We start from the raw sequence: 13,875 nt of genomic DNA, 5'->3' as shown, positions 1-13,875 counted from the left end.
TGGAGCATAACCCCTGGCTCGGGGCTCTGGTATTCTCGTCGCCATGAAAAAAACTCTCCCTTTAAGCCTGATCGCAGCCCTCGGTGAAAACCGTGTGATCGGCGTCGACAACAGCATGCCCTGGCATTTGCCGGGGGATTTCAAATATTTCAAGGCCACCACGCTCGGCAAGCCGATCATCATGGGGCGCAAGACCTGGGACTCCCTGGGCCGACCGTTGCCGGGGCGCTTGAACATCGTGGTCAGCCGTCAGACCGATCTGGCGCTGGAAGGTGCGGAAGTTTTTCCGTCTCTGGAGGCCGCGGTGGAGCGCGCTGAGGAATGGGCAACGGCGCAAGGCGTTGACGAGCTGATGCTGATCGGCGGCGCGCAGTTGTATGCGCAGGGGCTGGAGCAGGCGGATCGCCTGTATTTGACGCGGGTGGCGTTGAGCCCGGAGGGGGATGCCTGGTTTCCGGAGTTTGATCGGGGCCAGTGGAAGTTGGTTTCCAATCTGGAGAATCCAGCTGAAGGTGATAAGCCTGCTTACAACTTTGAAGTCTGGGAAAAAGCCTAAAAGCATCGGGGGCAAGCCCCCTCCCACATCTTGACCTTCAAGTGTGGGAGGGGGCTTGCCCCCGATTGCTATCTATCAGGCTTGCGCTAATTCCGCATGCTCATCGGCATTCAACAGCGCCTTATCCGTCTGCCCCATGACCTGGCTGGTGATCGCACCGGCCGTCATCGAGCCATTTACGTTCAGCGCCGTACGGCCCATGTCGATCAGTGGCTCTACGGAAATCAGCAGCGCCACCAGTGACACCGGCAAGCCCATGGCCGGCAGCACGATCAGGGCGGCGAAGGTCGCGCCGCCGCCCACGCCGGCCACACCGGCCGAGCTCAAGGTCACAATCGCCACCAGGGTCGCGATCCACAGCGGGTCCAGCGGGTTGATGCCCACGGTCGGCGCGACCATCACCGCCAACATCGCCGGGTAGAGGCCGGCGCAACCGTTCTGGCCGATGGTCGCGCCGAACGAGGCGGCAAACCCAGCGATGGATTGCGGGATGCCCAGGCGACGGGTCTGCGCTTCAATGCTCAGCGGGATCGCCGCCGCGCTGGAGCGGCTGGTGAAGGCAAAGGTCAGCACCGGCCACACCTTGCGGAAGAAGCGCAGCGGGTTGATCCCGGCCAGGGACAGCAGCAGGCCGTGCACCACGAACATCAGGCCCAGGGCCAGGTACGACACCACCACGAAACTGCCGAGCTTGATGATGTCTTGCAGGTTGGAGCCGGCGACCACTTTGGTCATCAGCGCCAATACGCCATACGGCGTCAGCTTCATCACCAGGCGCACCAGGCGCATCACCCAGGCTTGCAGGGTGTCGATGGCGTTGAGGACTTTCTGGCCCTTTTCCACGTCATCCTTGAGCAGTTGCAGTGCGGCAACCCCCAGGAATGCGGCGAAAATCACCACGCTGATGATCGAGGTCGGCTTGGCCCGGGCCAGGTCGGCGAACGGGTTGGCCGGCACGAACGACAGCAGCAGTTGCGGGATATTCAGGTCGGCGACCTTGCCCGCGTAATCGCTCTGGATCACTTGCAGGCGCGCCATTTCCTGGGTGCCGGCCACCAGGCCTTCGGCGGTGAGGCCGAACAGGTTGGTCAGGGCGATGCCGATCAGCGCCGCAATCGCGGTGGTGAACAGCAGTGTGCCGATGGTCAGGAAGCTGATCTTGCCCAGGGACGAGGCGTTGTGCAGGCGTGCCACGGCGCTGAGGATCGACGCGAATACCAGCGGGATCACGATCATTTGCAGCAGTTGCACATAACCGTTGCCGACTAGGTCGAACCAGCCGATGGAGGCCTTGAGTACCGGGTTGCCGTCACCGTAGACCGTGTGCAGCACGGTGCCGAACACCACGCCGAGTACAAGGGCAAACAGCACCTTCTTGGCGAGGCTCCAGTTTGTGCGACGGGTTTGTGCCAGGCCCAGCAGCAGGGCCACGAACACCAGTAAGTTGAGAATCAGGGGCAGATTCATTGAAGCTCCGTTGAGAAGGCAGCCAATCGCGCGAGCCTGCGATTGCGAACCGGAAAGCCTAACAGCTTGAAATATATTGATTTAATACCGATATGGAATGGTGACTGTCGTTTTTGGAATAAGCCCTTGACGCTCAGGCACATGTCCTTGGCGCGTTCACGACGCAAGCGGTCGTGCTCGGGCGATAACTGTCACAGGGATTTGTTAGCGTCGATGTTTTTCACTCAGGGAGAAACGCATATGAAGCTCGCTTCGAGATTGTTTGCCGCCGCACTGTGCTTGGGCCTTGCCGGGCCAACCATGGCCGCTACCGAGTTGAAACACTGGCCGGCCCCGGCCGCCGAGCAACTGAACAAAATGATCGCCGCCAACGCCAACAAGGGCAATTTCGCGGTGTTCGACATGGACAACACCAGCTACCGCTACGACCTCGAAGAGTCCCTGCTGCCCTACATGGAAAACAAGGGCCTGATTACCCGCGACAGCCTTGATCCGTCGCTCAAGCTTATGCCGTTCAAAGACACTGCCGACCATAAGGAAAGTCTGTTCAGCTACTACTATCGCCTCTGCGAAGTGGACGACATGGTCTGTTACCCGTGGGTTGCCCAGGTGTTCTCGGGGTTCACCCTCAAGGAGCTCAAAGTGCAGGTCGATGAGCTGATGGCCTCCGGCAAGCCCGTGCCCGTCACTTATTTCGAAGGCGACGCCGTTAAGAAGTCCGAGGTGCAACCGCCGAAAGTCTTCACCGGCCAGGCCGAGCTATACAACAAACTGATGGAAAACGGCATCGAGGTGTATGTGATGACCGCCGCTTCCGAAGAGCTGGTGCGCATGGTCGCCGCCGATCCGAAGTACGGCTACAACGTCAAGCCCGAGAACGTCATCGGCGTGACCACCTTGCTCAAGGACCGCAAGACCGGCGAGCTGACCACCGCGCGCAAACAGATCACCGCCGGCAAGTATGACGAAAAGGCCAACCTGGGCCTGGAACTCACGCCCTACCTGTGGACCCCGGCGACCTGGATGGCCGGCAAGCACGCGGCGATCCTCACCTACATCGACGAATGGAAAAAGCCGGTACTGGTGGGTGGCGACACCCCGACCAGCGATGGCTACATGCTGTTTCACGACGTGGACGTGGCCAAGGGTGGTATCCACCTGTGGATCAACCGCAAGGACAAATACATGACCCAGTTGAACGGCATGATCGCCAAGCACGCGGCGGCGCAGGCCAAGGAAGGGTTGCCGGTGACGGCGGACAAGAACTGGGTGATCGTCAAGCCTGATGAAATCCAGTAAGTCCGAGGTGGCTTTAATCGGGGGCAAGCTCCCTCCCACAGTTGACCGAGTTCCAACATGAGAATGCAGTCAGTGTGGGAGGGGGCTTGCCCCCGATAGCTATCTGATTGACAGGCCAAAAGCTACAGCAAAAATAGATATCAATTGCGAACCAATCTCATCATCTGCTAGCGTGCGCACTTCCTGAACCCTCCGTTCTTCTCAAGGTAGTGCTGTGTCCTCCTGGAATTCGCAGATCGCGCGCCTGTTCGCGGAGCAGAAGAAAGCCCTCGAAGCCTTCGTCACCCGCCGCACCGGCAGCGCCCAGGTGGCCGCCGACCTGACCCAGGAATCGTTCCTGCGCCTGGCACGTCTGGACTCCGGCGAGAAGATCGACAACCTGCCAGCCTTCCTCTTCACCATCGCCAGCAACCTGGTGCGCGATCACCAGCGCCAGGCCATCCGCCGTGAGCGCCTGGATGCCGGCGAGCCCAGCGAAGAACTGCCGTGCGGCAACCCCGGTGCCGACGAACAACTGGCCGCCTACCAGCAGGAGCAACTGATGCAGGACGCAATCCTGGCGTTGCCCGCAGCGACTCGGCAGATCTTCCTGCTCTATCATGTCGACGAACTTTCCTACCGCGAGATTGGCGAACGCCTGTCGATCAGCCCGCGCAGCGTGGAATACCAACTGCGCCGCGCCTTGATTGAATGCCGTGCCTACATCAAGACGCGGCTCGCCTGCGACACACAAGGACGTCGGTCATGACTGCGTTACCCACTGCCGACGCGTTGTTCGAAGAAGCGTCCGCCTGGTACTTCCGCTTGCAGGCCGAGGACGTGACCCCGGCCGAGATGGACGCTTTTGCCGCCTGGCTCGGGCAGGGCCAGCCCCAGGACGACGCGTGGCAGGAAGTGCAGGCGATGCTCGGCGGTTTGCGTGAACCGGCACGGCTGATCCGCCGCGCCGAGCAGGTCGCGTGGCGCAAACCCGCGCGGCGCTGGGCTTATGCCGCTGCCGTGCTGCTGGCGGTTGGGTTGACCGTGCAGAACACGCCCTGGCTCGACCGCCTGCGCGCGGACTACGCCACCGGCACCGGCGAAACGCGCACAGTCGAGTTGGCGGACGGCTCCCAGTTGCAGCTCAATACCGACAGCGCCGTTCAGGTACGCATGAGCAGCGGTGAGCGTCAGATTCGTCTGTTGCGCGGGGAAGGTTTTTTCAGCGTGACCAAAGACCCGGCGCGGCCCTTCGTGGTGCAGTCCGGCGAGGGCTGGGTGACGGTGGTCGGCACCCAGTTCAGCGTGGCAAGGCGGGATGCGCAGACGCGGGTGCAAGTGGCGCAGGGCAAGGTGCAGGTCAGCGCGGGCGCCGGTGAGCCGGTCTACCTGGAGCCGGGACGGGCCGTGGAATATCAGGGCCAGCACCTTGCCGAGGCCCACGGTTTCGATGCGGCCAGCGGTTTCGCCTGGCGCCAGCGACAACTGGTGTTCCGCCAACAACCGCTGTCGGAAGTGGTCAGCGAGTTGAACCGCTACTGGCCTGGCAAGACCCTGGTGTTGGGCGATGCGCTGCGCAATCGCGTGGTGTCCGGCGTGTTCGAGATCGACAAACCGGAAGCCGTGATCAAGGCGCTGGAATACACCCTCAACCTGCGCGCTGAGCACTACACCCCGTATTTACTGGTGTTGCGCGAAGGCAAAGCCTCTTAGCGGCAACTTTTGCAAAATATTTTCAGGGTTTCCCCGCAAGCCATCGTCCTTGATCACTGAGGCGTAAATAGTAAGCACTCTCAAGTAGTGCGGCGCCGATCACAGACTTTTTTGCACCGGGGAGCACCATCCATGGCACACCGATTCGCCGCGCGGCCCTTGCTGGCACTGGCTATTTCCATGGCCTGCGGCACTGCGCCGCTGTATCTGCAGGCCGCCGAAACCACCCAGGCCCAGACTTATCGATTCGATATTCCGGGGCAAAGCCTGGACGGTGCGCTGGCGGCATTTTCGGCAGTGACACGGGTGCAGGTACTGGTGAATGGTGAGTTGACCCAGGGTGTGGTGTCACCGGGGGTGAAGGGCAACCTGGGGCAGCGTGAAGCCTTGGGGCAACTGCTCGGCGGCACGGGGTTGAGTGCGGCGTTTATCAATGCCGATACCGTTACCCTGGAAAAGCGTGTGGACGCCGGTGGCGCCCTCGAAGTCGGCGCCACCACCATCAGCGCCGAGCGCCTGGGCGTCACCACCGAAGGCACCGGCTCCTACACCACGGGTGCCGTGACCATCGGCAAGGGCGAGCAGAAACTCAAGGACATCCCGCAGTCGGTCAGCGTCATGACCCGCAAGCAGATGGACGACCAGAACACCACGAAGCTCTCCGACGTGGTCAAGCGCACGCCCGGCCTGACGGCGACCAAATCTCCTGGCCCTGGCATGTTCATCTTCTCCCGTGGTTTCGAAGTCGGCACGCTGCAATACGACGGCGTGGGAATCCCGCGTAACACCTATACGCTGGGCAGCTACCTCACGGAAAACATGGCGATCTATGACCGCGTCGAAACCCTGCGCGGCCCGGCGGCCTTGCTGCAAGGCGCGAATAGCCCCGGCGGCACCATGAATCTGGTGCGCAAGCGTGGCCAGCAGGCACCGACAGTGACCATCACCGCCAAGGCCGGCTCGTGGGACCACTACGGCACCCAAGTCGATGCCGGTGGCCCGCTCAACCCGGAAGGCACCTTGCGCGGCCGGTTTGTGGCGGATTACGACACCACCAACTCCTTCGTCGACTACGCGGGCGGCTGGAATCAGACCGTCTATGGCGCCGTCGACTACGACTTCACGCCAGACACCACCGTGGGCGTCGGCATCAGCAACCAGAAAGGCCACTCACGCCCCAACTTCATGTCGCTGCCCCGCTACGCCAATGGCAGTGATATCGGCCTGCCGCGCTCGACCTTTGTCGGCGCCAGCTGGAACCGTGCCGTCAACAACCAGACCCAGGTGTTCGCCGACCTGGAGCATCGTTTCAACGATGACTGGAAGGTGAAGGCCGCGCTGGTGGCGATGGACGAACACAACGACGCGACCTACCAGGCGACGTGGGATACTGTCCCCAACCCCGGCGACACGGGCAATGTGCGCTACATCGACTGGGTGACCGACTTCAATACCAAAAGTCGCGGCGCGGATGTGTATGTCAACGGCAAGTTCGACGGCCTGGGTTTCCAACAGGAAATGGTTCTGGGCGCCAACTATTCCAAACTCACCACCGACGACCAGTGGGCGCGGGCGGCAACGAATGGCGCGGATATTTTCAACATCGACCATAACCGTGTGCAGCGCGACAAATACCAGTTGTTCCAGGCGGGGAACGCCTCGAAGAGCTGGTATGACATCCGTCAGAAAGGCATCTATGGCACCTGGCGCGTCAAGGTGCTGGACCCGCTCACGCTGATCCTCGGCGCGCGCACCAGTTGGTATGAGTACTCCTATATTGGCCAGAACGGCCGCCAGGGCGTGTACGGCGTTGCCGAGGAAAGCACCACGCAAACCTCCGGCAAGGTCACGCCGTATGCAGGCCTGGTCTATGCCCTGAACGATCAATGGTCGGCCTACGCCAGCTACGCCGATGCGTTCGAGCCGCAAACCAACCTGACCACCTCGGGATCTCTGCTCAAGCCTATCGAGGGCAAGAACTACGAGCTGGGCATCAAGGGTGAACTGGCCGATGGCCGCCTCAACACTTCATTCGCGATCTTCCGCTACGACCAGGAAAATCGTGGCGTCCAGGACCTGCAAGGGCCGATGAACTGTAATGGCTGGTACTGCTCGGTGGCCTCGGGCAAGGTCCGCAGCCAGGGTTTTGAAGCCACATTGGGCGGTGAAGTGCTGCCGGGTCTGCAACTGGTCTCCAGCTACACGTACAACACCACCAAGTTCCTCAAGGACGACACCTACGAAGGCAAGGTCTTCAGCACCTGGACGCCCAAGCACCTGCTCAAGGTGTGGGGCGATTACCAGTTGCCGGGGGACTGGCAGAAGGTCAGCGTCGGCGCAGGCGTAACGGCGCAAAGCAGCACCGTCGCCTACGATCGCACCTTCAGCGTGCCGGGCAATGCACTGTGGGATTCGCGGGTGGCCTACAAGATCAACCAGGAATTCACCGTCGCGGCGAACCTGAACAATATGTTCGACAAGAAGTACTACATCCCGGCGTACAACGCGAACTGGGGCAGTAACTACTATGGCGACCCGCGCAATGTGATGTTCACCATGACCTACACCCCACAGTTCTGAGTGCAACCGGAATAAAAATGCCCCGCACGTGGCGGGGCATTTTCATGGGATCAAACAACCCACGCTATCGCGCGTCACTTCACCGATTTCAAATGCCAGTTCCATTGCGCAACCAACGCGTTCTCACCCAATTTGATGAACAGCCCATAGTCGCTCAGGTAGGCTGCCTGGTAAGTCCAACCTTTCATCTGAACGCAGTCGAGTACCTTTGCTTGCCCCTTCAGGTCCGGGGTCAGGGTGGCGGCCGGGATTTCCCGAGCGACCTTGCAGGTCACGGTTCTTGGCTCGCTGTTCTCCGGCGAAGGACTGCCATCGGGGTTGATGGATTTTGACCACGTTTGGGTGTAGCTCACCTCACTGGCGAGGGGCAAGTTACGCCAATCGCCTTGAAAGCTCAGGCCAACCAAGAGGCGTGTCTTCACCTTGTCAGTGCCTGTTTTGCGGTCGAGACCTTGGCTGTCCAGATCAAACAGGCCTTGGAAGGTCAGCTCCTGGTTAAAGCCAAGTGCCGAGTCGCGTGTTTGTACCAGCGTCTGACCCGATGCTTTGTCGACACTGATGAATGTCTGCTTGGTCTGGTCGCCCACGCGGGTGTTGTTGAAGAGCACGGCGTCATAGTCGTAGGCCAGCTCGCTCAGGGTGCGGGTTGGCGCAGGCAGGCCGAGCGCTCGGATGGCCGCCAGTACGGCTGGGTTGGCATTGGTTGCGCTGGCAGCGGGTGGCAATGCCTGGCGCGCCTTGAAAGCGGGTAACCGGGCCAGCTCCACCGGCGCCTGGCACAGAGCCTTGAAGAGCTGGGCATGTTCGCCGGAAGCTTGATCCAAGGCTTGCGGCTTGAATTGTCGACGGATTTCGCCGTTGATCATCTGGCGCGTTTCATCGAGGTTGAACTGGCTCATCAACGTAATGGTGCGTTGTGTGCAATCCAGGGTCAGCCGCTCCTGCCGTTGAGTAAACAACGATGCGGTCTTGGCGACCTGATAGTGCAGGTAATCCTCTGCGGCCCAGACGGATATCTGACTGCCTTGCTGCTGCACGCTGTTACGGTCGATCAGCAGCCAGCCCTGATCGGCAGAGGTTTGCAGCACCCGCCAGTCGGGCAGGGGGCGTGCCTTGCATACGCTCTGCAATTGAGCGCTTTGCTGCAGTTGTTGGGCCTGTGCCGCTGGCAGGTCGACGCCTGTTGCCGGTGAGGGAGTAAAAGCCCGCAGGCCCGTGCGCGTGGGGTAGAACATCCTTCCAGGACCTTGTGTGCAGTAGGCGTCGAACTGCACAGAGATCGGGTTTTGCTGCAAGTCGACGGAGTACGCGACTCTGTCGCCGTTGCGCAGGATGGTGTAGTCGAGCGCCGGCAGTGTCATGGCTTCGTTGAAGAGTGCCAGGCCTGGGTCCACCTGAGGCTTTTGCAGCGAGCTGCAACCGGCCAACGCCAATAGGGAAAGCGCCCATGCAGCTGGGCGTAGAGCGGTAAAGCGGGCATCCATGCGGGTAACTTCCTTGAGAATACAGATGCGCCTGTTATCGGCCGGCGTATGAAAAACTACAGCGTCAGAACGCCAGGCAAAAAAATGCCCCGCACTTGGCGGGGCATTTTCATGGGCGAGGCTTACAGGCCGTCGAGCATCGCCTTGTTACGCACCGCGCCCTTGTCGGCACTGGTGGCCAGCAGGGCATAGGCTTTCAATGCGGTGGTGACTTTGCGCGGACGCTTCTCCACCGGTTTCCAGCCTTTCTTGTCCTGCTCGACCCGGCGTGCCGCCAGTTCTTCGTCGCTGATCAACAGGTTGATCGAGCGGTTCGGAATGTCGATCAGCACCTTGTCGCCGTCCTGCACCAGGCCAATTGCGCCACCGGCAGCGGCTTCCGGCGAAGCGTGGCCGATGGACAGGCCCGAAGTACCGCCGGAGAAGCGGCCGTCGGTCAGCAAGGCGCAGGCTTTGCCCAGGCCCTTGGATTTCAGGTAGGACGTCGGGTACAGCATCTCCTGCATGCCCGGTCCGCCTTTCGGGCCTTCGTAGCGGATGATCACGATGTCGCCTTCCTTCACTTCGTCGGCGAGGATGCCGCGCACGGCGCTGTCCTGGCTTTCGAAGATCTTCGCGTTGCCTTCGAACACATGGATCGACTCATCCACACCGGCGGTTTTCACCACGCAGCCATCCAGGGCGATGTTGCCGTACAACACGGCCAGGCCGCCTTCTTTCGAGTAGGCGTGCTCGACACTGCGGATGCAGCCGTTTTCACGGTCGTCGTCGAGGGTGTCCCAACGGGTCGACTGGCTGAACGCGGTTTGCGTCGGGATACCGGCCGGGCCAGCCTTGAAGAAGGTGTGCACGGCTTCGTCGTCAGTCTGGGTGATGTCCCACTTGGCGATGCCTTCGGCGATGGATGGACTGTGCACGGTCGGCAGATCGGTGTGCAGCAGGCCGCCACGAGCCAGCGAACCGAGGATCGAGAAGATCCCGCCGGCGCGGTGCACGTCTTCCATATGGTACTTCTGGATGTTCGGCGCGACCTTGCACAGTTGCGGCACGTGACGGGACAGGCGGTCGATGTCGCGCAGGTCGAAATCGATCTCGGCTTCCTGGGCCGCGGCCAGCAAGTGCAGGATGGTGTTGGTGGAACCGCCCATGGCGATGTCCAGGGTCATGGCGTTCTCGAACGCCTTGAAGTTGGCGATGTTACGCGGCAATACCGACTCATCGTTCTCGCCGTAGTAGCGCTTGCACAGCTCGACGATGGTGCGGCCGGCCTGCAGGAACAGCTGCTCGCGGTCGCTGTGGGTGGCCAGCGTCGAGCCGTTGCCCGGCAAGGCCAGGCCCAGGGCTTCCACCAGGCAGTTCATCGAGTTGGCGGTGAACATGCCGGAGCACGAGCCGCAGGTTGGGCAAGCGCTGCGCTCGTATTCCGCGACCTTCTCGTCAGAAGCGCTGGAATCGGCGGCGATGACCATGGCGTCGACCAGGTCGAGGCCGTGGGAGGCGAGTTTGGTCTTGCCGGCTTCCATCGGGCCGCCGGAGACGAAGATCACCGGGATGTTCAGGCGCAGGGCGGCCATCAGCATGCCAGGGGTGATCTTGTCGCAGTTCGAGATGCAGACGATGGCGTCGGCGCAGTGAGCGTTGACCATGTATTCCACGGAGTCGGCGATGATCTCGCGGCTCGGCAGGGAATACAGCATGCCGTCATGGCCCATGGCGATGCCGTCATCCACGGCGATGGTGTTGAATTCCTTGGCGACGCCACCGGCGCGTTCGATCTCGCGGGCGACCAGTTGGCCCAGGTCCTTGAGATGGACGTGGCCGGGTACGAACTGGGTGAACGAGTTGGCAATCGCGATGATCGGCTTCTTGAAGTCGTCATCTTTCATCCCCGTGGCACGCCATAGTGCGCGCGCGCCGGCCATGTTGCGGCCGTGGGTGGATGTTTTCGAGCGGTAATCTGGCATGGAGCACTCCGGGCGGCTAATCGGTATCAAAAGGGAGTGAGCTTCTATTGACGTCTGGAACACCCGAAAAATGGCCGTGTGTCCGGAAGTTGCCACTCGCGTCGCGGGATCGCCGCTTGCTTGGGCCTCGAGCTCATAAACCCGCCGGGGGATGACTGGCGATGAATAGGCCGATTCTACACCGCTGGCGGCGGGAGGGAATGACCGAAACCGTGAAGATAGCGGCTACGGGACGTGCGGGTGACGCCGCGCCCATGCGTTCAGGGCCAGGGCGACGGCGCTCAGCATCAGAAAGCACAGACCCAGCGCGGTACTCAGATGGTGGGTAAAGGTGCTGATGAATGCACTGATAAGACCACCGGCAATGAATAGCACTGCCGCCACCGCTGAGGCCGCCGTCCCTGCATTGTCCGGAAACAAGCTCATGGCCTTGGAATTGGAAATGGGGCGGGTGATGGTCGTGCCTGCTGTGCAGAGCAGCATGGGCACCAGCACGGTCGGGGTTGATAAGCCGAACTGATAGGCGAGGACCAGCATGACGATGCCCGAGATCGCGATCAGCACCAGCCCGGTGGCCATCTGGGTCGCGGCCGGTAGTCGCTTGTGCAACAAGCCCGCACTGACACCGCCCAGTACATAAGCGGCGCCGTAGAGGAGCAGGGTCAACGAGTATTCGTGGGGCGTCAGCTGCAACTGGTCCATGAAAATCAGCGGTGACACAACGATGAACGAGAAATGACAGGCGAAGGTAATCGCGGAGATCGTGGCATAGCTGGCGAAGTGCCGGCTGGCGAAGACCTTGGTGTAGGCCTTGAACATGCTTTGGCGGCTTGGTGCCGCTTGAGGCAAGCCGCCATGGAGTAGCCGGTGAGCCATGATCAGGGTGGCTGCACAGAGCGCTATAAACAGATAGAAGCTGGCTTGCCACCCCCCGTGCAGTTGCAGCCACGCGCCCAGCAGCGGGGAAACCGAAATGAAAATTCCCCCGGCCGTAGCCATGGCGATCCGCAACCGCTCTTGTTCTCTGCCGAAGAAAAGGTCCTGCACCAACGCTTGGGACAGTATGAAACCGCCGCAACCCATGGCCTGGATGACGCGAAAGAACAGGAATTGGGCGGTCGTGCTGGCGGTTAAACACCCGGCCGCACCCATGATTGCGACGAGCATGCTGGCCAGTAGCAGCTTCTTGCGGCCGATCCTGTCGGACAGCGGGCCGATCAACAGCATGGCGCAGGAAAAGCCAATGGCGAACAGGCTGACCGAGCGGGCGACCTGGGTGGTGGAGGTGGAGAAGTGTTCCGCCAGGGCGGGAAAGGAAGGCAGCACGACGTCAAGCGGGAAGACGCCCAGCAGGGTCATGGTCATCAGCCAGAAAACAATGAAAGGTTTTTCAGCCTGTGTGATTGCCGTCGACATGGGCGAGCCTCGATTCCGTGAGGGAGTCGAGGATCGAGTCTGAGTAGAGGAAAGTCAAAGCCTGGTTTTGAGCGAAACTTCCTGAAAGCCTGTAGGAACCCGGAGGCCCCTACAGGCCAGCGGCATCAGCTATTCGGCAACAACCGGCACGTAATGCTCTTGATATACCGCGTCTCGGCAATCGCCGGATGCACCGGATGATCCGGACCCTGGCCACCACGTTCGAGCATCTGGATATTACGGTCCAGGTGACGGGCGCTGGTCAGCAGGATGTTTTGCAGGTCATCTTCCGGCAAGTGCATGGAGCACGACGCGCTGACCAGGATGCCGTCCTTACTGAGCAGGCGCATGGCTTGCTCGTTGAGGCGGCGGTAGGCGCCTTCGCCGTTTTTCATGTCTTTCTTGCGTTTGATGAAGGCCGGTGGATCGGCGACGATCACATCGAAGCGTTCTTCGCTGGCTTTCAGTTCTTTCAAGGCTTCAAACACGTCGCCTTCGATGCAGGTCATCTTCTCGGCAAAGCCGTTCAGCGCGGCGTTGCGCTCCACGCCGTCGAGGGCGAAGGCGGAGGCGTCGACGCAGAACACTTCACTGGCGCCGAAGGCCGCAGCCTGCACGCCCCAGCCACCGATGTAGCTGTACAGGTCCAGCACGCGCTTGCCCTTGGCATACGGGGCCAGGCGGGCGCGGTTCATGCGGTGGTCGTAGAACCAGCCGGTTTTCTGGCCCTGGATTACCGGGGCTTCGAACTTCACGCCGTTTTCTTCCAGCGCTACCCACTCCGGCACCAGGCCGAACACGGTTTCGACGTAGCGGTTGAGGCCTTCGGCATCGCGCGCGGCGGAGTCGTTCTTGAACAGGATGCCGCTTGGCTTGAGCACTTGGGTCAAGGCAGCGATCACGTCTTCTTTATGGGCTTCCATGGTCGCCGAGGCGATCTGCACCACCAGGATGTCGCCGAAACGGTCGACCACCAGGCCCGGCAACAGGTCGGAGTCGCCGTAGACCAGGCGGTAGAACGGCTTGTCGAACAGGCGGTCACGCAGGGACAGGGCGACGTTCAGGCGGTGCACCAGCAGCGACTTGTCCAGCGGCAACTTGATGTCGCGCGACAGCAGGCGGGCGCAGATCAGGTTGTTCGGGCTCATGGCCACGATGCCCAGGGTCTTGCCGCCGGCCGCTTCGAGGATGGCCTGGTCACCCGCCTGGAAACCGTGGAGTGGGGTGGCGGCCACGTCGATTTCGTTGCTGTAGACCCACAGGTGGCCGTTGCGCAAACGACGATCGGCGTTGGCTTTGAGACGCAGGCTTGGCAGGGACATGACGTCGCTCCGGAAAAAAGAGCGGGAGTATACCTGTTGCGGCGCGGTTCATGTGGGCATGGGCTTGCCCGCGATGCAGGCGGCGCGGTGTATCT

The 13,875-nt window shown here is 61.3% G+C and carries 10 protein-coding genes; 5 read left to right on the top strand and 5 right to left on the bottom strand.

The annotated features are described in order from the left end of the window. The first annotated feature begins 43 nt into the window (after window positions 1-43). Window positions 44-556 (top strand): dihydrofolate reductase, encoded by a 513-nt coding sequence (locus tag AC3WP7_RS10665; RefSeq protein WP_093514107.1) that lies wholly within the window; start codon window positions 44-46, stop codon window positions 554-556. 75 nt (window positions 557-631) lie between these two features. Here the strand turns inward: AC3WP7_RS10665 and AC3WP7_RS10660 are convergent, their stop codons facing one another. Next, a complete protein-coding gene (locus tag AC3WP7_RS10660; protein ID WP_071490396.1) occupies window positions 632-2,023 on the bottom strand; it encodes an L-cystine transporter in 1,392 nt (463 codons plus the stop codon). Between the two features lie 240 nt (window positions 2,024-2,263). Between AC3WP7_RS10660 and AC3WP7_RS10655 the strand changes: the two genes are divergently transcribed. The 4 genes from AC3WP7_RS10655 to AC3WP7_RS10640 all read left to right on the top strand — a co-directional run bounded on the left by AC3WP7_RS10655 (window position 2,264) and on the right by AC3WP7_RS10640 (window position 7,594). Further along, entirely contained in the window at window positions 2,264-3,322 is a 1,059-nt protein-coding gene (locus AC3WP7_RS10655) for a phosphorylcholine phosphatase (protein WP_092241908.1), read from the top strand. A 214-nt stretch (window positions 3,323-3,536) separates the two neighbouring features. Further along, complete coding sequence (locus tag AC3WP7_RS10650) at window positions 3,537-4,070, top strand: RNA polymerase sigma factor (protein WP_092241910.1); 534 nt, start codon at window positions 3,537-3,539, stop codon at window positions 4,068-4,070. Next, window positions 4,067-5,014: a FecR family protein gene (locus AC3WP7_RS10645; RefSeq protein ID WP_092241912.1), complete on the top strand. Its 948-nt coding sequence runs from the start codon at window positions 4,067-4,069 to the stop codon at window positions 5,012-5,014. Before AC3WP7_RS10650 ends, AC3WP7_RS10645 begins: the two co-directional genes overlap by 4 nt. A gap of 132 nt (window positions 5,015-5,146) precedes the next feature. Continuing rightward, complete coding sequence (locus tag AC3WP7_RS10640; RefSeq protein ID WP_092241915.1) at window positions 5,147-7,594, top strand: TonB-dependent siderophore receptor; 2,448 nt, start codon at window positions 5,147-5,149, stop codon at window positions 7,592-7,594. Between the two features lie 74 nt (window positions 7,595-7,668). Here the strand turns inward: AC3WP7_RS10640 and AC3WP7_RS10635 are convergent, their stop codons facing one another. The 4 genes from AC3WP7_RS10635 to AC3WP7_RS10620 form a co-directional block, all read right to left on the bottom strand. Further along, on the bottom strand, window positions 7,669-9,078 hold the full coding sequence (locus tag AC3WP7_RS10635) for a surface-adhesin E family protein (RefSeq protein WP_093120591.1): 1,410 nt from the start codon (window positions 9,076-9,078) through the stop codon (window positions 7,669-7,671). Window positions 9,079-9,200: 122 nt separating this feature from the next. Further along, window positions 9,201-11,042: a dihydroxy-acid dehydratase gene (ilvD, locus tag AC3WP7_RS10630; protein ID WP_092241922.1), complete on the bottom strand. Its 1,842-nt coding sequence runs from the start codon at window positions 11,040-11,042 to the stop codon at window positions 9,201-9,203. A 225-nt stretch (window positions 11,043-11,267) separates the two neighbouring features. Then, window positions 11,268-12,458: an MFS transporter gene (locus tag AC3WP7_RS10625; protein ID WP_092241930.1), complete on the bottom strand. Its 1,191-nt coding sequence runs from the start codon at window positions 12,456-12,458 to the stop codon at window positions 11,268-11,270. Window positions 12,459-12,583: 125 nt separating this feature from the next. After that, window positions 12,584-13,780: a class I SAM-dependent rRNA methyltransferase gene (locus AC3WP7_RS10620; protein ID WP_003195152.1), complete on the bottom strand. Its 1,197-nt coding sequence runs from the start codon at window positions 13,778-13,780 to the stop codon at window positions 12,584-12,586. Window positions 13,781-13,875 lie beyond the last annotated feature (95 nt).

The sequence above is a fragment of the Pseudomonas sp. FW305-3-2-15-C-LB1 genome, assembly GCF_058787615.1.
The sequence above is the reverse complement of the archived record's forward strand: the minus strand, read 5'-3'. Positions and strand labels throughout refer to the sequence as shown.